This is a genomic window from Microtetraspora sp. NBRC 16547 (assembly GCF_030268965.1).
Lineage (GTDB): Bacteria > Actinomycetota > Actinomycetes > Streptosporangiales > Streptosporangiaceae > Microtetraspora.
The window spans coordinates 85,910-110,678 of sequence record NZ_BSSE01000004.1 but is presented as its reverse complement, the minus strand read 5'-3'; the positions used below and the strand labels follow the sequence as shown (position 1 = coordinate 110,678).

At 70.7% G+C, this 24,769-nt stretch carries 21 protein-coding genes and 1 pseudogene; 7 read left to right on the top strand and 15 right to left on the bottom strand.

Annotated elements, in window-relative coordinates:
• Nucleotides 1-21: 21 nt before the first annotated feature.
• A complete protein-coding gene (locus QSK17_RS07950; protein ID WP_285703865.1) occupies nt 22-768 on the bottom strand; it encodes a DUF72 domain-containing protein in 747 nt (248 codons plus the stop codon).
• A 106-nt stretch (nt 769-874) separates the two neighbouring features.
• Between QSK17_RS07950 and QSK17_RS07945 the strand changes: the two genes are divergently transcribed.
• Complete coding sequence (locus QSK17_RS07945) at nt 875-1,420, top strand: type 1 glutamine amidotransferase domain-containing protein (protein ID WP_285703864.1); 546 nt, start codon at nt 875-877, stop codon at nt 1,418-1,420.
• 44 nt (nt 1,421-1,464) lie between these two features.
• Here the strand turns inward: QSK17_RS07945 and QSK17_RS07940 are convergent, their stop codons facing one another.
• Nucleotides 1,465-1,731 (bottom strand): MarR family winged helix-turn-helix transcriptional regulator, encoded by a 267-nt coding sequence (locus QSK17_RS07940; RefSeq protein WP_285703863.1) that lies wholly within the window; start codon nt 1,729-1,731, stop codon nt 1,465-1,467.
• On the opposite strand from QSK17_RS07940, the pseudogene QSK17_RS36095 reads away from it, so the two are divergent.
• Nucleotides 1,721-1,933, top strand: a pseudogene (locus QSK17_RS36095) (SgcJ/EcaC family oxidoreductase); the annotation flags it as partial. The gene QSK17_RS07940 and the pseudogene QSK17_RS36095 sit on opposite strands and share 11 nt — an antisense overlap.
• A 102-nt stretch (nt 1,934-2,035) precedes the next feature.
• Here the strand turns inward: QSK17_RS36095 and QSK17_RS07935 are convergent.
• The gene (locus tag QSK17_RS07935; RefSeq protein WP_285703862.1) at nt 2,036-3,220 is read right to left on the bottom strand and encodes an RNA-guided endonuclease InsQ/TnpB family protein; all 1,185 of its coding nucleotides are present in this window, start codon (nt 3,218-3,220) and stop codon (nt 2,036-2,038) included.
• 261 nt (nt 3,221-3,481) lie between these two features.
• Between QSK17_RS07935 and QSK17_RS07930 the strand changes: the two genes are divergently transcribed.
• The gene (locus QSK17_RS07930) at nt 3,482-4,396 is read left to right on the top strand and encodes a sugar kinase (RefSeq protein ID WP_285703861.1); all 915 of its coding nucleotides are present in this window, start codon (nt 3,482-3,484) and stop codon (nt 4,394-4,396) included.
• 30 nt (nt 4,397-4,426) lie between these two features.
• On the opposite strand, the gene QSK17_RS07925 is transcribed toward QSK17_RS07930, so the two are convergent.
• Nucleotides 4,427-7,003: a GcvT family protein gene (locus tag QSK17_RS07925; RefSeq protein ID WP_285703860.1), complete on the bottom strand. Its 2,577-nt coding sequence runs from the start codon at nt 7,001-7,003 to the stop codon at nt 4,427-4,429.
• Between the two features lie 109 nt (nt 7,004-7,112).
• On the opposite strand from QSK17_RS07925, the gene QSK17_RS07920 reads away from it, so the two are divergent.
• Nucleotides 7,113-8,033 (top strand): phosphotransferase, encoded by a 921-nt coding sequence (locus tag QSK17_RS07920; protein ID WP_285703859.1) that lies wholly within the window; start codon nt 7,113-7,115, stop codon nt 8,031-8,033.
• 10 nt (nt 8,034-8,043) lie between these two features.
• Complete coding sequence (locus QSK17_RS07915) at nt 8,044-9,591, top strand: amino acid permease (protein ID WP_285703858.1); 1,548 nt, start codon at nt 8,044-8,046, stop codon at nt 9,589-9,591.
• A 199-nt stretch (nt 9,592-9,790) separates the two neighbouring features.
• Here QSK17_RS07915 and QSK17_RS07910 read toward each other — a convergent pair whose 3' ends face one another.
• On the bottom strand, nt 9,791-10,663 hold the full coding sequence (locus QSK17_RS07910; RefSeq protein ID WP_285703857.1) for a sigma-70 family RNA polymerase sigma factor: 873 nt from the start codon (nt 10,661-10,663) through the stop codon (nt 9,791-9,793).
• Nucleotides 10,664-10,805: 142 nt separating this feature from the next.
• Between QSK17_RS07910 and QSK17_RS07905 the strand changes: the two genes are divergently transcribed.
• Nucleotides 10,806-11,261, top strand: a complete 456-nt coding sequence (locus tag QSK17_RS07905) for a carboxymuconolactone decarboxylase family protein (protein ID WP_285703856.1) — start codon at nt 10,806-10,808, stop codon at nt 11,259-11,261.
• Nucleotides 11,262-11,338: 77 nt separating this feature from the next.
• On the opposite strand, the gene QSK17_RS07900 is transcribed toward QSK17_RS07905, so the two are convergent.
• Complete coding sequence (locus QSK17_RS07900) at nt 11,339-12,022, bottom strand: pentapeptide repeat-containing protein (protein WP_285703855.1); 684 nt, start codon at nt 12,020-12,022, stop codon at nt 11,339-11,341.
• 55 nt (nt 12,023-12,077) lie between these two features.
• A complete protein-coding gene (locus QSK17_RS07895; RefSeq protein WP_285703854.1) occupies nt 12,078-13,295 on the bottom strand; it encodes an MFS transporter in 1,218 nt (405 codons plus the stop codon).
• A gap of 400 nt (nt 13,296-13,695) precedes the next feature.
• Between QSK17_RS07895 and QSK17_RS07890 the strand changes: the two genes are divergently transcribed.
• Nucleotides 13,696-17,013 (top strand): AfsR/SARP family transcriptional regulator, encoded by a 3,318-nt coding sequence (locus tag QSK17_RS07890; RefSeq protein ID WP_285703853.1) that lies wholly within the window; start codon nt 13,696-13,698, stop codon nt 17,011-17,013.
• Nucleotides 17,014-17,028: 15 nt separating this feature from the next.
• Here QSK17_RS07890 and QSK17_RS07885 read toward each other — a convergent pair whose 3' ends face one another.
• From QSK17_RS07885 to QSK17_RS07850, 8 genes are all read right to left on the bottom strand, one after another.
• A complete protein-coding gene (locus QSK17_RS07885; protein WP_285703852.1) occupies nt 17,029-17,208 on the bottom strand; it encodes a hypothetical protein in 180 nt (59 codons plus the stop codon).
• Nucleotides 17,209-17,288: 80 nt separating this feature from the next.
• Nucleotides 17,289-17,972 (bottom strand): YoaK family protein, encoded by a 684-nt coding sequence (locus QSK17_RS07880; protein ID WP_285703851.1) that lies wholly within the window; start codon nt 17,970-17,972, stop codon nt 17,289-17,291.
• A gap of 135 nt (nt 17,973-18,107) precedes the next feature.
• Nucleotides 18,108-18,692 (bottom strand): GTP-binding protein, encoded by a 585-nt coding sequence (locus QSK17_RS07875; RefSeq protein ID WP_285703850.1) that lies wholly within the window; start codon nt 18,690-18,692, stop codon nt 18,108-18,110.
• Nucleotides 18,673-19,050, bottom strand: coding sequence for a DUF742 domain-containing protein (locus tag QSK17_RS07870; protein WP_285703849.1), 378 nt, complete (start codon nt 19,048-19,050; stop codon nt 18,673-18,675). Before QSK17_RS07870 ends, QSK17_RS07875 begins: the two co-directional genes overlap by 20 nt.
• Nucleotides 19,051-19,052: 2 nt before the next feature.
• Nucleotides 19,053-19,484 (bottom strand): roadblock/LC7 domain-containing protein, encoded by a 432-nt coding sequence (locus QSK17_RS07865; protein ID WP_285703847.1) that lies wholly within the window; start codon nt 19,482-19,484, stop codon nt 19,053-19,055.
• Nucleotides 19,485-19,533: 49 nt separating this feature from the next.
• Complete coding sequence (locus tag QSK17_RS07860; RefSeq protein ID WP_285704162.1) at nt 19,534-21,927, bottom strand: sensor histidine kinase; 2,394 nt, start codon at nt 21,925-21,927, stop codon at nt 19,534-19,536.
• 268 nt (nt 21,928-22,195) lie between these two features.
• Nucleotides 22,196-23,830 (bottom strand): prenyltransferase/squalene oxidase repeat-containing protein, encoded by a 1,635-nt coding sequence (locus QSK17_RS07855; protein WP_285703846.1) that lies wholly within the window; start codon nt 23,828-23,830, stop codon nt 22,196-22,198.
• Nucleotides 23,827-24,762, bottom strand: coding sequence for a terpene synthase family protein (locus tag QSK17_RS07850; protein ID WP_285703845.1), 936 nt, complete (start codon nt 24,760-24,762; stop codon nt 23,827-23,829). Before QSK17_RS07850 ends, QSK17_RS07855 begins: the two co-directional genes overlap by 4 nt.
• Nucleotides 24,763-24,769 lie beyond the last annotated feature (7 nt).

Below are 24,769 nucleotides of genomic sequence, written 5' to 3'. Positions count from 1 at the left end.
CCACACCGGGGGCAGCTCGCCTCAGTCCGGGATGCCCGTACGGCTGACGCGGTGGCCGGCGTCGCGGGCGAGTTCGGCGAACCGCAACGCGTTGCGCACGGCGGCGCCACCGAGATCGTTGTTGAAGTAGACGTAGGCGTCCGGGACGTCCCCCAGCCGGTCGAGCCACGTGCGCAACGCCCGGTCACCGTACGAGGGAAGCGGCCGGGCCTGGCCCTCGTGGAGCCTGAGGTAGGCCCATCGGGCGGTCCGCCACAGCGGGCTCATCGGGCGGCCCCGGCTGTCGGCCCAGCAGAGGGCGGCATCGAACTCGCCCAACGTCTCGCGCACCGCCTCCGTCCACCACGAGGTGTGCCGGAACTCCACCGCCACCCGTATGGCCTTGGGAAACCGGGCCAGGCAGTGGCGGAGCCGCTCGCAGTCCACCGACATCGTGGGCGGGAGCTGCAACAGGATCGGACCGAGCTTGGAACCGAGACCGTCTGCCACGTCGAGCAACCGCTGGACCGGCTCCTCGGGGTCCTTCAGCCGCTTGATGTGGGTGAGGAAGCGGCTGGCCTTGACCGCCATGACGAAATCGCCGGGAGTGCGCTCGCGCCACGACTCGAAGGTCTCGTGTGACGGGAGCCGGTAGAAGGCGTTGTTGTTCTCCACCGTGGCGAACGCCTCGCCGTATTTTTCGAGCCAGAGCCGCTGCGGCACTCCGGAGTAGAGCTGGTCGCGCCAGTCGGCGTACTGCCAGCCGGAGGTGCCGACGAACAGGGGCATTCCGGTCCTCTACCCACGTTCTCGCATAGATCCCCGGTCGCTGGGCAGGTCGGTCGCTTATCGAGGAAGTCGCAGGTGAAACGCAGCTGAAACCCAAGGAGCGGACATGATCCAAGGAAAGACGATCGCCTTCCTCGTCGCCCCTGAGGGCGTCGAGCAGGTCGAGCTGACCGAGCCGTGGAAGGCCGTGCAGCAGGCGGGCGGCAACCCTCGGCTGATCTCCACCGATCCGGGCACGGTCCAGGCCTTCCACCACCTGGACAAGGCGGAGTCGTTCCCGGTCGATTCGACGCTCGACCAGGTCTCCGCCTCCCAGTTCGACGGGCTGATCCTGCCCGGCGGGGTCGCCAACCCCGACATCCTCCGCACCGAGCCGAAGGCCGTCCAGTTCACGAAGGCGTTCTTCGACGCGGGCAAGCCTGTGGCCGCGATCTGCCACGGGCCGTGGACGCTGATCGAGGCCGACGCGGTGCGGGGCCGTACAGTGACCTCGTGGCCCAGCCTCCAGACCGACCTGCGCAACGCGGGGGCGAACTGGGTGGACCAGGAGGTCGTGGTCGACTCCGACGGGCCGAACACGCTGGTCACCAGCCGCAAGCCGGATGATCTCAAGGCATTCTGCCAGGCCGCCGTCGACGCCTTCGCCGCCTGAACTCCACGGGCGGCTCGCCCGCGTCGACGACCCCGCGGTAACAGTCAGGCGTCGGACGCGCGGAGTGCGGCGGCCGCCTCCTGGTAGGCGACCGCCGCGCGGGCGAAGTAGTCGAAGAGCGTTTCGAGCTGGTCGGGGGAATAGCTCTGCAGGATCTCGCCGAGCTTGCGCCGGGCGGGGGCCATGACCTCGTCCAGCCCGGCGGGCTTGCCGATCAACTCGACGATCACTTTCCGGCGGTCGTCGGGTGACGGGAGCCGGCGTACGTAACCGGCTCGCTCCAGCCGGTCGATCAGGCGGGTGGACGTCACCTTCGTCGGCACCATCTACCAGGGAGCCGACGAGATCGGCGCCGCTCATCAGGTGCTGTTCGACAGCTTCCTCAAGGGCACCCGGCTGGCCATGGAGATCGTCGACATCCGCTTCTACGGCCCCGACACCGCGGTGGCGGTGACCCGCGGCGACACGTACAAGAGCAAGCCGAAGAAGCTGGGCAAGGTCCAGACCTACACGATCGTCCGCGACACCGACGGGAGGTGGCGGATCGCCGCCATCCAGAAGACCAAGCGGCAGAGCCTCGTGACTCCTCCGCTCCCTGAAGGGAGCGGCTTCTCGCTAAGCCGCTTCCGCAGCGTCGCGAAGGACAAGCCCTGCCCTGAGGATGTTGACAGCCGCGTTCACGTCGGCATGCGCGGTATGCCCACACGCCATACAGATGAACTCGGCCTGGGTGACGCGGTTCTCCTTCGCGCAGTGCCCGCAGCGGGCGCACGTGCGAGAAGTGTTGGCGGGGTTCACCGCGATCAGCTCTCGACCGGCGCTTTCAGCCTTGTGCGCGAGGACCGTCAGGAACACCCCCCAACCCGCGCCCAAGATGCTCCGGTTCAACCCGGACTTTTGTGCGACATTCCGACCAGGGGCTTGGATCGTGCCGGCGGCCGAGCGGGTCATGTTCGCGATCCGCAGATCCTCATGCACGATCACGCCGTAGTCACGGACCAACGCGAGCGCGGCCTTGTGCGCGCCATCCAGGCGCTGGCGGCGGACCTTCGCATGCACCACCGCGACACGGGCCACGGCCTTGCGCCGCCGCTTGGAGCCCCGCTTCTTGCGGGCGAGATCCCGCTGTGCCGCCGCAAGACGTCCGGCGGACGCCTGCAGGTGGCGCGGGTTGGCCAGGTGTTCCCCGTCGCTGGTCGTGACCAGCGACGCAACGCCCACATCCAGCCCGACGACCGCACCGGTCGCAGGCAGAGCTTGCGCGGGCACGTCATCGCAGGACAGGATCACGTACCAGCGGTTGCCTTCCCGCTTGATACCGATCGTCTTCACCCTGCCGAGCACAGGGCGGTGCTGATGCACACGGACATGCCCGACCCCTTGAAGGCGGACGAACGTCGCGGTGGGGTGCTCCGGTTGAGAGTCCCACCGGCAGCCGTCACCGTCCTTCGGCCACTCCACAGTGTCGAACCAGCCCCGCCCCTTGAAGCGGGGGAACCCCGGCTTCTGCCCGGCCTTGACGCGGCGGAAGAACGCGGAGAACGCCTTCTCCAACCGGCGGAGCGTGGCCTGCTGGGAGGAGAACGACCACCGGACCTGCCCGGCGGGGTCATCGGAGCGGATGTGCTTCAACTCCCCGGACTGGTCACCGTAGCGCACGGCCACCCCCGCCTTCCGGTAGGCGGAACGGCGGTGCTCCAACGCCGCGTTGTACAACACCCGGTGATCTTCCAAGCACTGCGCGAGCGTGGCGGCCTGCTTGCCGGTGGGGCGCAGCAGGAACTTGTACGACCTACGCACCCCCACCTCCCACGTTCAGTAACGAGATCACCACGCTATCGGCAGCCACCGACAAAATCCGAAGGGAGGGAGCGCGGATTCCCCCGCCGGCTGAAGCAGGCAGTCCCCTCCGCGCGGATCTGATGGAGGCGATCTCCTTCAAGTTCCAGCCCACCAGCCGGCCCAGGGCACGTTCTTGATCGGCCTGTCGCTTCCCGCGACGGAGCCGCCTCTGCCATGCTTTGCCGCATCGATCGCGATCGATCGCGGAGAAAGACACACATGACTGCTTCTTCCGGCAATCAACTGCCGGCCGCCGGATCCGAGGTCTTCACCCTCGGAGAGGTTCTGGGCGTCGTGTCGGCCGACCGGCTCCGGCACGACGGCACCGCCCGGCTCGACATGGAGGGCCCCGAGCTGACCGTTGCGGTCGGGCTGGCCAGGCTCGGGCATTCCGTCGGCTGGCTGGGCCGGGTCAGCTCCGACGAGCTGGGCGCCCGTGCCCTGACGACGCTGCGCGGGGAGGGGGTGGACGTCTCCGCCGTCCGGGTCGACGAGACGGCCGCAACCGGCCTGGTCGTACGGCAGCGCCGGATCGGGCGCTCGATGCACGCCGTCTACTACCGGGCGGGCTCGGCCGGATCGCGGCTGTCCACCGGCGACGTCCCGGCGGACGCCGTACAGTCGGCGCGGATCCTGCACGTCACCGGCATCACGCTCGCGTTGAGCGCGTCGTCCTGGAGCGCGGTCCACCACGCGGTCAAGCTGGCGAGGGACGCGGGGGTCCTGATCTCCGTGGACGTCGACCACCGGCCGCACCTCTGGGAGAGCGTGGACGAGGCGCGGCAGGGGTTGACCGAGCTGGCCGCGTCCGCCGACGTGCTGTTCGCGAACCAGGACGAGCTGGGTTTCGTCGAGTCGGTGATCGGCTCCGTCCCCGAACTGATCGTCACGCGAGGGTCCAAGGGGGCGAGCGCCACCGTGGAGGGACTCCGCTACGACACGCAGGCGGCCCCGGTCACCGCGGTGGACGCGACCGAGGTCGGCGGCGCGTTCGTGGCGGGATACCTGAGCGCGCTGCTCAACGGCCTCCATCCCGCGGATCGGCTCAAGCGCGGCATCTCCGTGGCCGCGTTCGCCGTGGCCGGGCCGAGCACCTGGCAGGGCCTGCCCACCCGCGCCGAACTGCCGCCGTGACCGCCGTGACCCCTCCTGGGCGGGGCCGCGTCAGGCGTCCTGCCAGGGGGTGGCCCGGACGCGGGCGTTGCCCGGGTCGTAGGGCGGTTCCGGGGTGATCCGGGCGCCGGTCCAGCCGCCGTTCAGGCCGACCTCGACCCGTCCCTCCGTGCCAGCCGGCAGGTACGCGTAGGCGATCGAGAGCCCGACGCGGTAGCCGTACCCGCCGCTGGTGACGCGGGAGACCGGCGCCCCGTCCACCCGGACCGGCTCGCCGCCGAGGCACACCTCGCGCGGGTCGTCGACGATCAGGCAGCGCAACGCCTGCCGGGGCTCGGGCAGTGTGGCCCGCGTCTTCTCACGTACGGCGAAGCCGAGCCCGGCCTCCAGCGGGGTCGTCTCGGGCGTGATGTCGAGGCCCCAGACCCGGTAGCCCTTCTCCAGCCGCAGCGCGTCGAGGGCGCGGTACCCCGCGGGCAGCATGCCGTGCGGCAGCCCGGCGTCCATCAGCGTGTCCCACAGGGTCAGGCCGTACTCGATCGGGCAGTAGAGCTCCCAGCCGAACTCGCCGACGAAGGTCACCCGCTGGGCCAGCACGGGAACGTGGCCGACGCTGATCTCGCGGGCCCGCAGGTAGCCGAAGGTCAGGTCGTCGTCCGTGAGCCCGCTCAGGATGTCGTACGCCTTCGGACCCCAGAGGCAGTAGCACGCGTACGCCGAGGTCACGTCCCTGATCTCGACCCCGTTTCCGGAGTGGTGGCGGCGCAGCCAGGCGGCGTCGTGGACGCCGAAGGCCGTACCGGTGACCAGGCGGAACCGGTCCCGGGTGAGCCGGGTCACGGTCACGTCGGCCTCGATGCCGCCGCGCTCGTTGAGGAGCTGGGTGTAGACCACCGTGCCGACGGGCCGGTCGATCCGCCCGGCACAGGCGCGTCCGAGCATGGCCGACGCGCTCTCGCCGGAGATTTCGAGCTTCGCGAAGGATGTCTGGTCGAAGAGTCCCGCGCTGTTCTGGGTGGCCAGGCACTCCCGTCCGATCGCGGGCGACCAGATCTTCCCGGCCCATCCGCTCGGCGGCGTCTCCACCCCGGAGCCGCCCTCGGACGCTTCGTCCGGCACACGCTCGGAGGCCGCCCCGGGCTCGCACCCACATGGTTCGTCGGCGTTCGACTCGTACCAGTTGACGCGTTCCCAGCCGGCCTTCTCGCCGAAGGACGCCTTCAGCTCGGCGTGCCGGACCCAGGCGGGCGACCTGCGCAGCGGCCGGGCGGCGGTGCGCTCCTCGCCGGGATAGACGATGTCGTAGTACTTGCTGTACGAGTCGAGCGCCTTGGCGCGCGCCCACCGCGCCGAGCGCGCGTGCCCGCCGAACCGGCGGATGTCCATCCCGAAGACGTCGTATTCCGGCGTGCCGTCGACGATCCATTCGGCCATGACCTTGCCGACGCCGCCCGCGGCGGCCAGGCCGTGCACGCAGAACCCGGCCGCGACCCAGAACCCGCGCGTGGCGGTCTCCCCCAGCAGGAACTCGCCGTCGGGGGTGAACGCCTCCGGCCCGTGCACGACCTTGCGGAACTCGCCCGGATCCGCACCCGGCCCGACGTCGCGCAGAATCGGCAGCCGCCGCACAGCCGATGCCCACGATTCCTGAAATTTCGGCATATCGGGAGCGAAGAGCGTGCGAGGTTCGGCCAGCGGCCGGGCGGTGTCCCAGATCTGCGGAGTCCTGATATATCCCCCGACGAGGATGCCGCCGTCCTCCTCCCGGAAGTACACGATGTTGTCCGGATCGCGGACGGTGGGCGTGTCCGCCGGCACGCCCTTCGGCGCGGTGACGACGTACTGATGCTTGATCGGCACGATCGGCACGTCCACGCCCGCCAGCCGGCCGACCACGCCGGCCGCCGCCCCCGCCGCGTTCACCACCGTCCTGGTCCGCACCACCCACTCGTCCCCCGGCTCGCCGCCCGGCTCCCCGCCTGCCTCGCCGCCCGGCTCGCCGCCCGTCTCGCCGTCCGTCTCGCCGCCGGAGCGGTCGCGCAGCCGTACGGCACGCACCTCGGTACCTCCGGGCCCCTCGGTCACGTCGATGCCGGTGACCTCGACCCCGGTGAGGATCCGTACGCCGAGCCTGCGCGCCCCCTCGGCCAGCGCCCGGCCCAGGCGCGCGGGGTCGAGCCAGCCGTCGCCGGGAAGCCACAGCGCGGCGCGGACGTCGGCGACCTCCAGCAGCGGAAGCCGGTCCAGCGTCCCCGCCCGGTCGAGCACCTCCATGTCGAGCCCGTACGTCTCGGCCGCCGCCGCCTGGCGCAGCAGCTCCTCGTGGCGTTCCGGCGTCGTCGCGAGGCGCAGCCCGCCCACGCCGTTCCAGCCGGGGTCGAGGCCGGTCAGCTCGCGCAGCTCGGGATAGAGCCCCGCGGAGTACATGATCATGCGCGTCTGCGTGACGGTGGACCTGAGCTGGCCGACGAACCCCGCGGAGTGCCACGTGGTGCCCTCCGTCAGGTCGTGCCGCTCGACGAGGATCACGTCCGTCCAGCCGAGCCTGGCCAGATGGTAGGCGACGCTGCACCCCGCCACACCGCCACCGATGACGACCGCCTGCGCTTCCGCTGGAATCCGCGACATCGGCACCTTTCCCGCAGACCTCAGATGTCACACGAGGCTGCTTGATTCCGTAACACCCGACCCGCAGAATCGGATCAATGGTCTGAACGTAGACCAAAAGGAGCCGCCCATGCCAGACCTCATTCGGGACGCGCTGGCGCTCGTCGCGGCCTGGGCCGGCCGGCCGGTCACATACACGACGATCAAGGGCGGGTTCAGCCACCACATCGCGCGCGTGGAGACGGAGGACGGCGACCGCTGGCTGCTGCGCGTGCTGGACCCGTTGATCGCCGAGGTCGGCCTGGGCATCCCCCTTCACCAGGAGATCGCCAACACGCTGTGCGCGGCGTCCACCGGCGTGGGCGCGCAGGTGCTCCACGTCCTGCCCGGCGCGGTCCTCCTGGAGTACATCGACGGCGTCACCCTCGACGCGGCCGCCATCCGCGCGCCCGAGTCGATCACGAAGGTCGCCGCCGCCTGCCGCCGCCTGCACGCCGGGCCGCGGTTCGGCAACACGTTCTCGATCTTCCGGAAGCTCGACGAGCTGCTCGCGGTGTGCCGTACGCACGGGCTGACGCTCCCGGACGGGTTCACGGACCGGCTGCCGGTGGTCGCCGAGATCGAGACCGCGCTCGCCGCCCGGCCACTGCCCGCGGTCCCCTGCCACAACGACCTGCTGCCGCAGAACATGATCGACGTCGGGACGGAGATCCGCATCGTCGACTACCAGCTGTCCGGCGACAACGACCCCTGTTTCGAGCTCGGCGACATCGCGGCCGAGGCGGGCTACGACCCCGACCAGGTCGAACGGCTCACCCGGGCGTACTTCGGCGACGACCGGCACGCCGCACGCGTACGCCTGAACGCGATCATGTCCAATCTCGCCTGGTCGCTGTGGTTCGTCGTGCACCACGGCCTCGTCCGCAACCGCGCGCTGTCCGGCTTCGACCTCGACGCCGAGGCCACCGGCAAGTTCGCCCGGGCCGTACGCGACCTCGACGACCCGAGCTTCGGCCGTCTCATCGACGGCCGGACACCCCCCACCAGTTAGAGGAGGCCACATGGCGCAAGCCCTCGACGACGACTCCCGTCGACTCGCCGAACTCGGCTACAAGCAGGAACTCGCGCGGACGTGGAGCGGGTTCTCCAACTTCGCCATCTCTTTCTCCATCATCTCGATCCTGGCCGGCTGCTTCACGACGTTCAGCCAGGCGTGGAACAACGGCGGGCCGCTCGCGATCTCCGTGGGCTGGCCGCTGATCTCGGCGTTCATCCTGATCATCGGGTTCTGCATGGCGGAGCTGGTCTCGGCCTACCCGACCGCCGGAGGCATCTACTGGTGGGCCGCCAAGCTGGGCAAGCCGATCCACGGCTGGTTCACCGGCTGGCTCAACCTGATCGGCCTGATCGCGGTGACGGCCAGCGTCGACTACGGCTGCGCCACCTTCCTGAACATCACCATCGGCCGTTTCAGCGACAGTTGGGCGCAGGGTGACTCGCTGCGGCAGACGTTCCTGCTGTTCGCCATCGTGTTGGTGCTGCACGCCTTGATCAACATCTTCAGCCACCGCCTGATCTCGATCCTGCAGAACGTCTCGGTGTGGTGGCACGTGTTCGGCGCGGCGGCGGTCGTGCTCATCCTGATCTTCGGGCCGTCGGAGCACCAGAGCGTGGGCTTCCTGTTCGAGCGGTTCAACCATTCGGGATTCGGCTCCGGCGACTCCGGACCCACGTTCTGGTTGTACGTCCTGCCGCTCGGCTTCCTGCTCACGCAGTACACGATCACCGGTTTCGACGCCTGCGCCCACGTCTCCGAGGAGACCCACGGCGCGGCCAGGACCGCGGCCAAGGGCCTCTGGCAGTCGATCTTCTACTCCGCGGTCGGCGGCTGGATCCTGCTGCTGTCGTTCCTGTTCGCGGCCACCGACGTGAACGCCGTGAACAAGGCGGACGGGTTCGTCGGGGCGATCTTCACCTCGTCGTTGTCGTCCACGCTCGCCACGGTGATCTTCGGCATCTCCACGATCGGACAGTTCTTCTGCGGCATGAGTTGCGTGACCTCCATGTCGCGGATGACGTACGCGTTCTCCCGCGACGGCGCCGTCCCCGGCTGGCGGCTCTGGTCGAAGGTGGACCGCAACCGGACCCCGGTCAACGCCATCCTCGGCGGCTGCGCCGTCGCGCTGCTGATCACGCTGCCCGCGCTGTACGCCCCGGAGGGGACGACCACCCCCGTCGCGTTCCTGGCCGTGGTCTCCATCGCGGTGATCGGGCTCTACCTGGCCTTCCTCATCCCGATCTGGCTGCGGCTGCGCGCTGGTGACGCCTTCCAGCCCGGACCGTGGACGCTGGGACGCAAGTACAAGGTCCTCGGCTGGATCTCGGTGATCGAGATCGCGGTGATCTCGGTGTACTTCATCCTGCCGATCACGCCCGCGGGCGTGCCGGGTGACAAGGACTTCGCCTGGACGTCCGTGAACTACGCGCCGATCGCCGTGGGCGCCGTGCTGCTGGGCATCGCCCTGTGGTGGACCCTCTCGGCGCGGAAGTGGTTCACCGGCCCCCGCCGCACCGTCGACGAGTTGGAGGAGCCCAAGCCGGTCGCCTGACCGTCCACAGGCTCCCCCGTACGGTCCACAGCCCTCCGGCGTGGGCCGTACGGGCTGTGGACAATGCGCGGCCGCCCTGTGGATATCCCTGTGGACATATACCCGAGCCCTGTGGACAACGTGGCGGCGCGGGCGTTCGGCTCTGCGCCGGCCCAGGCTCCAGGCCATCGGTCACCAGAACGCCTGCGCCTCTGCACGGTCACGCGACCCACGACGGGACGAGCTGGCCCAGCCGGGCTGGGGCGGTCAGCCCGCTGATCGCGGTGACGACACCGTCCGCGACCGTGAAGGCCAGGACCGTGACCGGTCGTCCGCCTACGGTGATGAGAACGCCCGGGACGCCGTCCACGAGCACCGGATGCGCCAGCGCCTCCGGGCGCGCGAACATCGTCGCCTGGGCGGCGACCTCGCCCGCGCCGCGGACGACGACGGTACCCCCGGGGCCCTGTGCCCGCAGCTCGACCTCGGGCGCGAGCACGGCCAGCAGTCCGGCGACGTCGCCCCTGCCGGCCGCCGCCAAGAACGCGTCGACGACGTCCCGGGCCGCGGCGTTGGCATCCACCGTGGGCGCGCCCAGCCGCAGCCGCCCCCTGGCCCGGCTGGCGAGCATCTTGGTGGCCGCGGTGCTCCGGCCGAGGATGGCCGCGATCGCGTCGAACGGGACCTCGAAGATGTCGTGGAGCACGAACGACACCCGTTCCGCCGGGGTGAGAGCGTCCATGACGACGTACAACGCGAGGCCGACGGAGTCGGCGAGCACGGCCTCCGCCTCGGGATCGGTCCGGGAATCCCCGGCCGCCTCCCGTGCGAGTGCGCCGACGTCGAGCTCGAGCGGCTGCTCGCCCCGCACTCCGCGTCTGCGGAGCGCGTCCAGGCAGATCCGGCTGGTCACCGTGGTGAGCCAGCCGCGCAGGTCCTCGATGTCACCGCGACCGGTCCGCGCAAGCCGTAGCCACGCCTCCTGGATGGCGTCGTCCGCGTCGGCGTGTGAGCCGAGTATGCGGAACGCGATCGCATGGAGATAGGGGCGCTGGTTCTCGAACTCCGCGGCGAGCTCTTCCTCTTCGGTCACGGTTCTCCTCGACGTACGACGGTGTCACTACCAGGACGCGTCACGCGCCGGTGAGGTAACTATCGGCCCGGCGTTACCTCCCGCCGCGGCCGGACGTCGTAGTGCCGTTCACCGATCCGACGACCCGGCCCCTGGAGGAAAGATGACAGCACGCATCCAGAACGCGGCAGGCCAGCCCGACATCACGGCAGGCGTCCAGCACATTTTCAAGGAGGTGTACGCCGGCGGCGTACCGCGCCAGACGCTTGAGCTGGTGCATCTGCGCGCGAGCCAGATCAACGGCTGCAGCGCCTGCGTCCACGCCGGCGCCACGGGCGCGGCCAAGGCCGGTGTCAGCTCCGAGAAGCTGCACACCCTCGCCGCCTGGTACGAGAGCCCGTTCTTCGACGACGCCGAGCGGGCCGCGCTGGCGCTGACCGAGGCCGCGACCCGGCTCTCCGACCGGCCCGGCGCGGTCACCGACGAGATCTGGGCCGAGGCCGCGAAGCACTACGACGAGCGGCAGCTCGGGGCCCTGGTGCTGATGGTGGCGATCACGAACTTCTTCAACCGCATCAACACCACCCTCCGGGTGCCCGCCGGGACCAGTTGGGACTGACGCCGAACCTACGATCTGTCACGTCGGCGGCACCGGCGATCACCCGCATACCCAGGATGCCGGGGCCGCCGACGGGTCTATTCCTCGATGGTGATGCCCATCGCTCCGGCCAGGACGTAGAGCAGGCCCTGGGCGTCCTGGCTCCTGACGATCGCCCCCTTGAGGCTGGTCACGCCGCTGATCCCCACCAGGGTGCAGTCGGTGAAGCGGGCTCCGTCCATCTGGGCCTGGGAGAACTGCGCCCTCGTCAGGTCGCAGCGCTCAAAGCGAACGCCCCGCAGGTCGGCGTTCTGGAAGTCGGCCTCCGGCATCGAGCAGTCCCGGAAGACGGTGCCGGTGAACGTCGAGAACCTGAACCCGGCCAAGTCGCCGCGGCAGGCGTCGAACAGCACGTCCCGGAACGTGCACTCCGTCCAGGCCGTTCCGGTCAAGCGGCTCGACGACACCCGGCCGCGCTGCACGGTCGACATCCTGGCCGCCATGGTCGACAGGTCGCAGCGCTCGAACTCCACATCGACGAAGCCCGCACGGTGCAGCCGGGTACCCGCGAAGCCGGTGTCGACGAGCCGGCATCCATCGAAGTCGGCGATCTCCACATCACGGCTCGACAGGTCGATGCCCGTGAACGCCATCGAGCGGTACGTACGGTCGTCTTCGAGGTCGTGTTCGGGCAACCGCGCGACGGCGAGTGATCTGGGCATCTTGGGCGCGGCCGGTTCCTTCGGCCGCTTCCGCTGAGAACGAGAGTCGGAGGGAGGCATGGGCGGAGCCTACGGCCCCGCACGCTTCGGCGTACGGAAGCGGTGCTGCGGACCGCTACCGGCTCTCTGGTTGGGGCACGGCGGCACGGTCCCGGCGCCAGGCCACCGCGAGAGGGAGGGCGACGATCGTGCCGGCCAGGCCGTACACCGCGATCGCGACCGGCGGGCTGGTGAGGTCGGCCAGGGGGCCGCTGAGCAGCACGCCGATGCCCTGCACCGCGGTGAGCGCCGAGGCGGCCACACCGACCGCCTGGCCGCGCCGTTCCGGCGGGGCGAAGCGGACGAATTCGGCATTGGCGATCACTTGGTAGGCCGACAGGACGCCGGTCAGGAACCAGGCGGCGGCGGAGACCGCTATGCCCGGTTCGAGCGCGCTGACCACGAGTGGCAGGCAGGAGATCACCGCCAGCGGCGCCAGCGCGGGCAACCCGGCCGACAGCCGGTTGACCAGGTACATCCCGACCACGCTGCCGGCGGGGATGGCGCACAGCAGGATGCCGGCCTCGACGGTCCCGCCGCCCAGGGCGGCCGCATACGGTATGGCCAGCCCCTCAGGGGCGATGGAGAAGGTGGCGAGGAGCGCGAACGCGAGCAGACCGCGCAGCCTCCGGTCCCTGACGATCAGGCCGACGCCGGTCGCCATCTCACCGAGTGAGACGACCCGGCCAGTGCGTGAGGCCGGCCGTTCCTTGACGCCCGTCGCCACCACCAGCGCGGCCAGAGCGAAGGAGAAAGCGTTCAGGCCCAGCGCCGCGTGCGGGCCGATGGCCGTGACGATCAGGCCGCCCACCCCGAACCCGACCAGTGTGGTGAGCTGCGAGGTCATCTGAGAGAGCGTGACCCCTGTGACGTACAGCCGTGCGTCGAGCACGTCGGGCGTGGTGGCGATCCGCGCGGTCTTCTCCGGCGCGTCGATCAGCTGGACCGCGAAGAGGAGCACGCACAGGACCGGAAAGGGGACCTGCGGAATGGCCATGATCCCCACCAGCAGCGCTCTGGCCACATCACAGGCGATCATCAGCCGCCGGCGCGGGAACCGGTCGGCGAGGCCGCCGAGGAGCGGTCCGCCGATCAGCGAGGGGACGAACGTCAGCGCATAGGTGAGCGTGGTCACCGTCGCGGACCCGGTCAGCCGGTAGGCGAGTACGGCGAGCGCCACCCGGGCGAGCTGGTCTCCGGCGCGGGAGATCAGGCCGGAGAGCCACAGACTCCGGTACTCCGGCACGGCGAGCACGTCGCGGAACGCCGCGGAGCGCTCCCCTGTCGCGGTCATTCGCCCGTCCTTTCCTGACGGCCGGGTGGCGCGGTGGGGGGCGCCACCCGGCCGGGACTCGAGGTCCGTCGATTCCAGCGCCACCTTGGCGCGATCACCTTTTGGGAAGGTTCACGGTTCCGCCGGCGACACGGGAGCCGAGCGACTCGTCACGCGCAGTCGGATCAAGAAGCGCCCAGTCCGGCGCTTCTACATCCAGATGTAGTCCGGGGCGTGCCAGACGAAGTCCGGGGCGCCCCAGGTGTAGTCCTTGCTCATGCTGATCACTCCTTCGCGATCTCGTTCGCTTCAGGTCACAGCATCGACCAAGGCGGTATACGCGCGGTATAGCCGATCTTGTGGATCCCACTTCGGCCGTATACGTTCGGCATCGACGGCTTCGAAGTGCAGGGAGTCCGCCGTGGAGTTCGGGGTTCTCGGCCCACTCGTCGTACGAAGCGACGGCGAGGCGATGCGCCTGACCGCCGCCAAGCAGCAGACCCTGCTCGCGGCGTTGCTCTGCCACGCCAACGCCCTGGTCTCCCTGGAGCGCCTCATGGAGGCGCTGTGGGAGGAGCCGCCGGCGTCCGCCACGGCGAACCTGCGCCTGTACGTGCACCGGCTGCGCCGCACGCTCCAAGCGCCCCAGCGCATCACCAGCCACGGCTCCGGCTACCTGCTGGCCGTCCATCCCGGCGAACTGGACGCGGACCGGTTCGGCGAGCTCGCCGCCGAGGCGGGACGGGCCCGGGAGTCCGGTGACCTGAACCGCGCGGGCGAGCTGCTCACCGAGGCACTGGCACTGTGGCGGGGGAAGGCGTACGGCGACATCGCCCAGACCCCGCTGATCCGCGAGACGGCGGCCCGCCTGGAAGAGGAACGCCTGCGCGCCGTCGAAGAGCGGGCCGACATCGACCTCGCGCTCGGCCGGCACGCCGAAGTGGTGCCGGAACTGTCGCTGCTGGTGGATGAGCATCCCTATCGGGAGGTCCTGAGCCGCCACCTGATGCTCGCGCTCTACCGGTCCGGCCGGCAGAGCGAGGCGCTGGAGGTCTTCCGCCGGACCCGCGCCCTGCTCATGGAGGAGCTGGGCATCGAACCGGGCCCCGAGCTGCGGCTGCTGCACGAGGCGATGCTGCGTGGCGACGAGGACCTCTGGTCACCGCCGCACCCGTCGCCGCCGCCCGTCCCTCGGGAGCTCCCCGTCGACGTGTACGGATTCACCGGCCGGACGGATGCGATCGGGACGCTCGACAAGGTGCTGGCCGGCGATCACGGGGGCACCGGAGCGCCGGTCGCCCTCACGGTCATCGCCGGGCCCGCCGGCGTCGGCAAGACCGCCCTCGGGGTGCACTGGGCGCAGCGGATCATGCACCGGTTTCCAGACGGGCAGATCTTTCTGAACCTGCGCGGGTATTCCGCGGAGCCGCCGTTGCGTCCGTTGGAGGCGCTCACGGCGCTGCTGCGCGCGCTGGGCACGCCCCCGCAGCGGATGCCGTCCGACACGGCGCAGGCCGCGGCCCTCTACCGTTCGCTCATGGCGGGCCGGCGCATGCTCGTGTTGCTGGACAACGCGGCGTCCGCCGCGCAGGTCCGCCCCCTGGTGCCGGGCGCCCTCGGCTGCCTCGTGGTCGTCACCAGCCGCGACCGCCTCAGTGGGCTGATCGTCCGGGAGGGCGCGCGGCGGATCACGCTCGACGTCCTCACCCCGGCGGAGGCCCGGGAACTGCTCGTCTCGTTCCTCGGTGAGCGCCGGGTCGCGGCGGAGCCGGAGGCCGTGGCGGAGGTCGCCGAGCTGTGCGGGCGGCTGCCGTTGGCGTTGCGAATCGCGGCCGCCCGCCTTGCCGATCGCCCGCTGCGGCGGATCGCCGACTACGCCGCGGAGCTCGCCGAGGGCAACCGGCTGGCCGCGCTGGAGATCGCCGGGGACAGCGGCACAGCCGTACGCGCCGCCCTGGACGAGTCGTACGAGACGCTGGCGCCGGAGGAGCGACGGTTGTTCCGCCTCCTCGGCATCGCGCCTGGCATGGACTTCACGGTGGAGGCGGCAGCCGCCGCCTCGGACCGGAGCACGGAACAGACGGTGCGGCTGCTCGATCGCCTCGCGGCCGCGCATCTCCTTGATGAGCGGGTGGCGGGTCGCTTCGCCTTCCACGACCTCGTCCGGCTGTACGCACAGGCCCAGGCCCACGCGGAGGACAGCGACGATGAGCGGGGCGAGGCCGTCCGGCGGGTGTACCGGTGGTATCTGTCCGGCGCGGACAGCGCGGCCGAGCTGCTCTACTCGCATGTGCTGCGCATGCCTCCCCTTCCAGGGCCCGCCGTACGGTTCGAGGCAGCCCCCGACGCCCGCAGATGGCTGGACGCCGAGTCGGTCAACCTGGTGGTCGCGACAGTGGACGCCGCCGAAGGCGGCGCACCGCGTGAGGCGTGGCATCTGGCCGTGGCGCTGCGCGGCTACTACTGGCTGTCCGGCGATGCGGACGCGGCCATGACCACGGCGGAGGCGGGTCTCGCCGCCGCGCGGGTGTCCCGGGACCTGCGGGGCGAGGCCGGCGCCCGGCTCACCCTCGGTCAGACCCTCATCCGGCTCGGACGGATGGAGGAGGCGTTCGGCCATCTCGATCGGGTCATCGAGCTGACGGACCGGCTCGACTGGCCGGAGTGCCGGGCGTCCGCGCTCACCCTGCTCGGCAACCTGCACCTCGATCGGGGTCGGCTTGAGCGGTCGGCCGGCTGCTACCGCCAAGCACTGAGACTGGACCTGGAACGGGGAGACTTGGCGCGACAGGCGGTGAATCTGGCGAACCTCGCCTTCGTGGCGCTGCATGCGGGAAACCTGGAGCAGGCCGTGGTGGGCTGTGAAGACGTGCTGGCGCGGTACCGCGTGGCCGGTTCGGGTGACGGGCACCCGGCCGTACTCGACACTCTCGGTCACGCCTGCCATCTTCTCGGCAGGTTCGAGGAGTCACTCGGCCATTTTGAGCACGCTCTGGAGATCTACCGAAAGGTCGGGAACACCGTTGAAGAGCCTCTCGTGCTGGCCGCCTGCGCGTCCGTGCACCGTGACGCCGGACGCCGGGAGCAGGCTCTGCGGCAGGCCGAGGCGGCCGTCCACGCCGCGAGCGGTACCGGGGAGCGGACTCAGGCCGGCGTCCTGGCCGTTCTCGGCTCGGTGCACCGGCACCTGGGGCGCCTGCCGTCCGCGCTCCGGCATCTCCAGCGGGCCCAGGCTGCGGCCGACGTCGTCGCCGACCGGTTGCTGGGCACGTGGATCCGGATCGAACTCGCCGCGACCCGCCTCGCGGCAGCCGACGCCGCCGCGGCCACGGCCGATGCGGAGCATGCTCTGGCCCTGGCGAAGGACGCGGGATACCGCGTATGGGAAGGCCGGGCGCTGCTCGCCCTCGCCGAAGCCGACCTCACTCTCGGAAGGGACGAACGCGCCGCGGAACGCGCCGCACTGGCGCTCGCCCTGCACCGCGAGACCGGCCACAGCCTGGGCCAGGGACAGGCTCTGCTGCTGCTGGCCGACGCCACCCACAGGGGCTCGGCTGATTCCTGCCGTAGCGATTCCTGCCGTACCGATTCCTGCCGTACCGATTCCTGCCGTGCCGATTCCTGCCGTGCCGAGGCGGAACGCATCCTCACCGAGATCGGATCCTTCCCGCTCGACCTCTTTGCCGCTGATCAGAGGTCGGCCGGTTCACCCGGTCGAGGTCGCGTGACGGGCCGCTGACGTCCTGCGCCTGGGTCAGGGGCTGATCGCGAGGACGAGCGACCCGAACGGCTCCCCCACCCGGTGGGCGACCACCTTCGCGTGGTGGACGGCGGACAGCACGGCCCCGGCCAGCACCAGCGCGATGGTGACCGCGACGACGGGCGGCAGGACGCGTCCCCACGCGAGCCCGAGCGCCGGAACGACACCATTCACGACGCGTAACATCCTCACCCGGATGTCCAGCCCTCCGGGCCCCGGCTCGCGGGAAGAGCACATAGACCGGACCGCCGCGATCACCCCGCCGCCGCGCCGCGCGGTCCGGTGAACCAGGCGAGTACGACGACCAGCGTGAGCGTGGTCAGGGGGATGGCCGGAAGGAACGCCGGGGCGAAGGAGACGAGCGCCGCCCCGGCGGCGGCCCCGGCGGTGAGGGCGGCCAGGATGACCATGCCGCGCACATCGAACCGCGCGCCTTCCCGGGGCGTGAGCAGGGCGGCCACCACCCCGGTCAGGGTGCCGGTGAGGTACGTCGTGGACAGGGCGGCCCGCCCGCCGAGGCCGCGCATCGCCGCGCTCTGCATGCCCATCCCGAGCGCCGCGAGCGCGAGCAGGACGTGCTCGGCGACGATCCCCGGCCGCTCCCCCGCCAGCTCCCAGCCGACGGCGAAGCATGCGATCACCCCCAGCTCGATCGCCAGGGTGACGGTGACCCGGCCCGGCCAGACCGGCTCGTCCGGCCGGGGCCGGCCCGCGACGTGCGTGCCGAGCGCGGCTCCCATGACGTATCCGACGAGCGCCACGACGGTGTGGAGCGCCGTGTCGAGGGACGCGCTGCTGACGGCGTACCCGGCGACGACCAGGTTTCCGGTCATCACGCTGCTGAAGACCCCGCCGAGCCGGATGTAGCTCGCCGCGTCCACCGCTCCCGTTCCGAAGGTGAGGATGACGGCGAACAGGGCGAGCCGCGGCGTGGTCATGCCGCGTTCCTACCGGCCCGATCCACCCATGTCACGGACGGTGACCGTGTCGGCACGGCTATCGCAGCCGGACCCGGCCCGCGGTCAGCGGGCCGACACCGACACCCGCACCCGCACCGGCACCAACGCCGACACCTACTTGACCGCCGCCGGCCGCCGGGCGTACGCGTGCTCGATCAGGGTGATCAGCACCTCCTTGCCGGACTCGCGTCTGCGCGCGTCGCAGAGCAGCACCGGGACCTCGGGGCCGAGGTTCAGCGCGAGCTTCACCTCGTCCAGCTCGTACTGCCGCGAGCCGTCGAAGCAGTTGACCGCCACGACGAACGGCGTGCCCCGGCGCTCGAAGTAGTCCACGGAGGGGAAGCAGTCCGCGAGCCTGCGGGTGTCCGCGAGCACCACCGCGCCGAGGGCGCCACGCGCGAGCTCGTCCCAGACGAACCAGAACCGCTCCTGGCCGGGCGTGCCGAACAGGTAGAGCATGAACTCGTCACCGATGGTGATGCGGCCGAAGTCCATCGCCACGGTGGTGGTGCTCTTGGCCTCCACGCCGGACAGGTCGTCCACACCCACGCTGCGGTCGGTCAGCGTCTCCTCGGTGCGCAACGGCCGGATCTCCGACACCGCGCCCACCATGGTGGTCTTGCCGACCCCGAAGCCGCCCGCGACCAGCAGCTTGATCGCCTTGGGCAGCTTCGGCTTGTCAGAGCGCCCGGAGGCCATCGAGCACCGCCCTGTAAGTTCTCTCGTCCAACACGTCCATCTCCGGTTGGGGTTGCTGGACGGCGACGAAGCCCTTTTCGAGCAGGTCGCCGAGCAGCACGCGTACGGTCCCGGCAGGCAGGTCCATGTGCGCGGCGATCTCCGCCACGGACAGGGGCCTGCGGCACAGCCTGGCGATAGTGCGGTGTTCGGGGTCGAGGCCGACCTCCGCTCCCGTAGTGGAGCGGATCGTCACCGCGATGGTCACGAGGTCGAACTTGCCCCTCGCGTCGGTGCGCCCGCGCGTCATCACATACGGGCGCACGATCGGCTCGTCGAGCAGCCACTCCTCGTTGAATTCTCCGGGGCTTCGCTCCATGTTCATCGCGTTAACTCACTCCTGGCAGCAGGTTCGGCGGTTCGCGCGGGAGAGGTCAGATACTGGCCGACCCGGACGACGAGCATGGCCATCTCGTACGCCACGAGGCCGACGTCGGCGTCCTGGGCACACAGCACGGCGAGACAGGCGCCGGGGCCGGCCACGCTGACGATGAGGTAGGCCGACTTCATCTCGATGATGGTCTGGCGCACGGTGCCGCCGCCGAACCGCTCGCTGGCGCCGCGGGCGAGACTCTGGAGGCCGGCGGCCACCGCGGACAGGTGCTCGGCGTCCTCGACACTCAGCCCCTTCGACGACGCCATCAGCAAGCCGTCCGTGGACAGGACGATGCCGTGCTCGGCTTCTCTCACCCGCCCGACCAGGTCGTCAAGCAACCAGGCCAGGTCGGCGGAAGCACTGGTCTTCTGCGTCACCGGTAGATCTCCTTTTGCCGGGGTGAACGGCGGTTGGGCGGCTGGGTCGTCACGCCGACGGCCGATCGTCGAAGGGGCCCGTGTCGTCGCCCACCAGCTTCGACGCCTCGGACCTGCCCCGCCGGGTACCGCTCTGGAACGAGCCCATGATCTTGCGGATCTCCTCGGGGGAGCGGTCGTCGTCCTCCTCCTCGAGGGCGTCGGCCGGCGTGCTGACCGGCGCGTCGTCGCGGAGCGACGGGGCGATGCTCGCCTGCGGGACGCGGAACGGCAGGCCGGACGGCGTGAATGACGGCTCGGGCGGCGATCCCTGCGGCTCGCGCGACTCCTGCGCCGACTCCGGCCGCAGGCCGGGGACGGGACCGGTGGCAGGGCCGGGGACGGGTCCGGTGACGGAATCGGTCTCAGGTCCGGTGGCCGACTCCGGAGCTGCGGACGCCGTGGAGTCAGGGATGGTGCGCACCGCCTGGACGGAGGGCTCGCGCCCGCCCACCAGGGCGATCCGCGAGACGGGGAAGGACGCGCCCCCCTGGTCGTCGCGTGCCGTGCCGAATCCGCCTTCGCCGGCCAGCTGCTCGACGGACTTGGGCTCGGACGGGCTCTGCTGGTTCATACTGTCGCCAATCAGCTCGTGCGGAAGCAGGGCGATCGCGGTCGTCCCTCCGTACGGCGAGCTCTTCAGCATCACCCGGATGTCGTGCCGTTCGGCCAGCTTGCTGACCACGTACAGGCCGAGGCGTGCCGTGCTCGACAGGTTGAACTCGGGGGGATCGGCGATCCGCTCGTTGGTCGCCGCCAGGTCCTCCTCGGTCATGCCGAGGCCGCGGTCCTCGATCTCGATGGCGTACCCGTTGGCGACGATCTGCCCGCTCACCTGGACCATCGTGTACGGCGGGGAGAACGACACGGCGTTCTCGACCAGCTCGGCGAGCAGGTGGATGACGTCGCCGACCGCGCGTCCGCTCAGCTCGACGTCTCCCATGGGGAGCACGCTGACCCGGGTGTAGTCCTCGACCTCGGCGAGCGCGCCGCGTACCACGTCGACCATCGGGACCGCGCGCCGCCAGGCGCGGGCGGGGGACGCGCCGGAGAGGACGATGAGGTTCTCCGCGTTGCGTCGCATTCGGGTGGCGAGGTGGTCGACGCGGAACAGGTCCCGCAGTTCGGCCTCGTCGTGCTCGCGCCGCTCCATGACGTCGAGCAGGGTGAGCTGCCGGTGGACGAGCGACTGCGTGCGGCGGGCCAGGCTGAGCAGGATGTCGCGAATGCTCTGCCGCAGCTCGGCCTCTTCGACCGCGGTCCGGATGGCGGTCTCCTGGACGGTGTTGAACGCCTGGCCCACCTGGCCGATGACGTCGTCGCCGAACTGGAGGGGCGGCGCCTCGACGGCGACGTCCACCTTCTCGCCGCGACCGAGCTTGTTCACGACACTGGGCAGCCGTTCGTGGGCGAGTTCGAGCGCCGCGTCGCGGAGCTTCTCCAGTTGCTGGACCAGGGCGCGGGCCGTGGTGATCGACAGGATGATCGAGGCGACGACGGCGAAGAGGCCGAGCAGTCCGGCCAGGACGAGGCGCACGACGACGCCGATCGCCATCGGCGTCGCGCGTTCGACGAGCCGGTCACCACCGTCGAGGATCACCTTCTGGAGGTTCGCGAGGGCGGGCTCGGCCACCGACCGCCACTGCGCGTCGGTGACGGTCAGCGGCCGGTCCACCTGGCGGCTCTGCATCAGCAGGTCTTCCAGGTTGCGCATGGCGGTGACCGCGCGGCTCTTGGTCCACCGCTCGTACGCGGCACGGTCCTCGCCGCTGAGGCCGCTCGCGGTGTGGTCGAGGATGTAGCGCTGCGCGCCGACGAGGGTCGCGTACCGGGCGTGGTCCGCCTCGGTGAACCGTCCCGCCGCGAAGACGCCCGCGAGGAGCGCGTCCTCGCGGGCGAGCATCTCCCGGCCCTGGTTCATCGTGCTGAGCAGGCGACCGTCCTTCGCGATGTCCTCGTCGTCGAGGGTCGCGACCGACTCGTACATCTGGGCGAAGGAGTCCGCGACGTCGTTGTACGCCGACTCGGCCCGCGCACGGGCGAGCTGCCCGCCGTCGATGGCCGAGCGCGTGGCGCTCAACCCGTCGAGCTGCAGGAAGGTGGCGCGGATGCGGTCCTGCAGTGCCTTGCTCGCGGCGAACCTGACGCTGCCGCTGTCGGCGGAGCTCTCGAACTCCGCCCGGGCCTTGTCCGTGCGGGCGCGCTGCTCCTGCAGCTCCTGGCGGGAGTACGCCGAGGAGTTGCCGAGCCGGGCGACGGTTATCCGGCGCTCGCGCTGCAACTCGAGCAGCAGGGGCTCGCTCGGCTCGGCCACGTTGCCGTCGATCGTGGTCGCGCCGAGCAGGTTCACACCCTCCCGCAGCGTCACCCAGGCCGCGAACGCCCACAGCGCGGTGAGCGACACGAGCAAGGCCGTGACCTTGGTCCTTACACGCGAATTGCGGAAGCGCATAGATACCCGTCCAGCAATGTCAGAGAATCCCGCGACATGTTTTCCGGCAATTAACGTAAATGCCACCAATTGATGCCGCAGCAGCGGAGCGGCATAATCGCCGCGCCGCACCCGGGGTACCCTAGCAAAAGGTATTAAATCCCCTCAAGGCGACCATGCATTTATAGACCTAATGTCCGAATATATTTGCATTTGTCGCCTGTTGAGCGGACTGTCAAGATCATAACTGTCCGTACCACTCCATAACAACCGGGTCGGTCTGGGCGAGGTGCAGCGCCGCCAGCACGGCCGCCCGCACGATGGCCTCCGGGAGGTAGAGGTCCTTGTCGTGCCAGAGCGGCGGGTCCTCGCCCTGCCCCCCGGCATCCAGCAGGAAGGCGTAGCCGCGCGCCGCCGCCTCGGTGACCTCCGCCGCCGAGTCCGCCGGGCCCGCCGCCTCCCCGTCGCGCCGGGTGATCAGCAGGATCTGCATGGCGTAGGCCGTCTCCTCCGCCGTGCCCTCCCATCGGCCCCAGGATCCGTCCGGCCGCTGCGTGGACAGCACCCATCGCACGGCCCGCCGTACGGCGTCCGCCGTCTCCTCGCCGCCGAAGTCGCCCAGCGCGAGCGCGCAGCTCGTCGTCGCGTAGTACGGCGAGGCGTGCCAGCGGTCGTCCCAGCTCCCGTCCGGCCGCTGGTGGTCGCGCACCAGCGCCGACAGCTTCCGCAGGTACGGCAGGTAGCGGGCCGCGTCGTCCGGACGTCCGGCCGCGTACTGCCCGAAGGCGTCGAGCACATGGGCGTTGACACTGACCGAGAACCCGTCCTCGCCCGGCCAGGTGCAGAAGTGCGTGTCCATCTCGAACGCCCACAGCCCGGCCGGCTCGCACGGCACGCCCAGCAACGCCAGCGCGTACAACGCGACGGAGGTCGAGTCGGCGTCGGGCGGCAGGCCCGGCCCCGCGGGCGTACCCGTCGGACCGATCGCCGCCCTGAGGTCCCCCAGCATCTCCGGCGGCACGTCGAGGGGGATGCCCGCGCGGGCCAGCCAGCTCAGCACCCAGCCGCGCTCGAACACGGTGATCGGCAGACTGACCGGGACCGGCCCGCCGTGCCGCCGCGCGACCGCCTCCAGGTGCCGCACCGAGCGATCCGTGGTGTCGAGCAGGCCGCGGTCGCCCAGCCACGCGGCGGTGGCGGCCGGTGAGGCGCCGACGGTCCCGATCGGGGTGGGACGGACCGCCGTCGCCCCGCTCGCCGCGTCGCCCGCGACCTCCAGGGCGTGCACCAGCTTCTCCGGCAGGTCGACACCCGAGGCGACCAGCGCCCGGACCTTCGCGAGCCGGTCCGTGCTCATTCCGGGCGGCATATCGAGCCGCCGGCTGCCGGTCTCGATCGCGGCCCCGGGGGTACGGTCCAGCGCGTCGAGGTGCTCGTTGATCGCCACGACCAGGGCCGGAATGATCATGTCCTGTGCCGGCATGTCCGGCAGCGAGTCCGCGGCGCCGAGCCCGCCGTGAAGCGCGCGCAGCCCGCGGTCCGCCGCGCCCGCCACCCCGGCGGCGGTCTCGGGACGCGAGCCCGTGTCACCGCGTAGCAGGGCGGACAGCAGCGCCTCGGTCGCGCTGAGGGTCGGGACCAGCCCATACCCGTCCGGCGCGCCCCAGGTGCCGTCCGGACGCTGTGTCCGGACGAGGAAGTCGACGCGTTCGGCGTGGCCCGCGAGCCAGGGAGCCAGCGTCACCAGACGCCCGGTCTCGTACACCGACGGGGAGGCCTGTCCCCACGGCCGGGCCATCAACCCGGCGATCAACTCGTCGGCGGCGGCGACGACAGCCTCCGCGCTTTCCGGAACAACCAGGTCGCCAATACTCACATCTCGCCCCAATAATCAGCGCCACCGTAGAACCCCGTGTTGAAGCCGACCTGGCATTCCAGGTAGGCGACCGTCCGCGGGCACGCGTCCCGCAGCGGTTCGAGCAGCTCTCCGGCACGGTCCGCGAGTTCTGCCATCCGTTCCGACACCTCGGTACGGCCGACGCCGAGCATCAGCACGTTCACGTCTCCCCAGCCGACGTCCCGCCGGTAGGTGGCGAGATCGTTGAGCAGCCGGAGGTACCGCTGAACCTCCGCGCTGATCACCATGACCTCGTCGAGATGACCCACCGTCCAGGGATCACCGGTGAAGATCCAGTGGGAGACGTTGACGAAGGAGGACCCCGTGCCGTCGGCGTTGGCCAGGTACTCCTCCAGATCCGGCAGGATCCGATCTCCCTCTCCGTCACCGCCGCCGCTCTCGCGGACGTCGTTCCAGCCCCATTCGAGGGCCATGGCGGTGAGCATCCGTTCGAGCTGCGCCCGCCAGACCGGGCCCGCGGTCTCGAAGGCGGGCACGGACGCGAGCTCGTCCCGGATGTCGACGAGGAACCGGGTGAGCGGCGTGGCCGGCTCCGCCGTACCGTCCGCGGCGGCCAGGCAGTCGCGGACGATCAGATCGACGTCCTCCGGGGTCTTCGCCGTCACGTCGATCAGCCAGTCGACGGCGAAGACCCACAACGCCGCGCGATTGACGATCCGCAGCTCGTCAGCCGTCGCCCAGGGAGACCCGAACGCGCCGACGAGGGACAGCGAACTGAAGAAGCCGGGATCGAACGGCTTCCCACCGAACAGATCCTCATAGGACTCCGCGCACTTACGGAGATCACGCCCGGCCGCCGCGGACAGGGCGACGATCCTGCCCATGTCGGCGGCGGCCGCGAACCTGCCCGCGGACACGCTCGTGTCCGCGGTCGTACGTGGGTGGTGCACGTGCATG